The sequence below is a fragment of the Streptomyces sp. NPDC110618 genome, from assembly GCF_055657065.1.
The window spans coordinates 1-1,092 of the sequence record NZ_JBVKBN010000054.1 but is presented as its reverse complement, the minus strand read 5'-3'; the positions used below and the strand labels follow the sequence as shown (position 1 = coordinate 1,092).

Genomic DNA, 1,092 nt, shown 5'->3' with positions numbered 1-1,092 from the left:
GAGGCCCTGCGCGGCTGGGTCCGCCAGGCCGAGGCCGACGCCGGCGAACGCGACGACCGGCTGACCACCGCCGAGCACGAGGAACTGAAGCAACTTCGCAGAGAAGTAGCGGAGTTGAGGCGGGCGAACGAGATCCTCAAGGCCGCGAGCGCGTTTTTTGCGGCGGAACTCGACCGTCCCCGGACGAGGCCGACCAGGTGATCGAGCACCTCAGGGACAAGGGCCTCGGGGTCGGGTTCGCCTGCCGGGTGCTGGGCCTGTCGGAGTCGGCCTATTACGCGCGCAAGAAGCGGCCGAAGTCGGCCCGTCGGCTGCGCGACGAGCAGCTCATGCCGCTGATCGAACAGGTCCATGCCGAGTCCGGCGGCACCTATGGTGTCCGCCGGATCACCCGCGCACTCAAGCGCAAGGGCGTCCTCGTGGCACGCTGTACCGTCGAGCGGCTGATGGCCGAGCTGGGCCTTCAGGGCGTCATCCGCGGCCAGCGGCGCCGCACCACGGTGCCGGAGCCGTCGGCACCCCGCCCGCCGGACCTGGTCGACCGCGACTTCACCGCGAGCCGGCCGGATCAGCTGTGGGTGGCGGACATGACGTATGTCCGCACCTGGACGGGCTGGGTGTATGTGGCGTTCGTCCTGGACGTCTTCTCCCGGACGCTCGTCGGCTGGCAGGTCGCGAACCACATGCGGACCGAACTTCCGCTGGATGCGCTGGAGATGGCGCTGTGGAGACGCCGGATCAAGAAGGACTCCGGTCTGATCCAGCACAGCGACAGAGGGTCGCAATACGTGTCAATTCGCTACACCGACCGGCTCGCCGAGATCGGGGCCGCCGCGTCCGTCGGCTCGGTCGCGGACTCGTATGACAACGCGATGGCCGAGGCGCTGAACGGCACCTTCAAGGCCGAGCTGATCGAGATGCAAGGCCCGTGGCGGGACGTCGACCAGGTCGAGCGGGCGATCTTTCAGTGGATCACCTGGTACAACGAGGAACGGCTCCATGAAGTGCCCCGGGTTTCGTGGAGTCCGGTGGTCTTGTTTCAGGCGGACTGCGGGGGTTGCTCCAGTCTTCGCCAGTAGTCGCGTTCGTACT

The 1,092-nt window shown here is 67.6% G+C and carries 2 protein-coding genes; both read left to right on the top strand.

All coding sequences use genetic code 11. From position 1 onward, the window contains the following. The coding region (locus tag ACZ7L7_RS37190; RefSeq protein ID WP_472078029.1) for a transposase at positions 1-201 on the top strand (201 nt) is incomplete at its 5' end. Then, positions 198-1,079 carry an IS3 family transposase gene (locus tag ACZ7L7_RS37185; protein ID WP_472078027.1) on the top strand — a complete coding sequence of 294 codons (882 nt, stop codon included), beginning with the start codon at positions 198-200 and terminating at the stop codon, positions 1,077-1,079. The genes ACZ7L7_RS37190 and ACZ7L7_RS37185, both read left to right, overlap by 4 nt. Positions 1,080-1,092: the final 13 nt, after the last annotated feature.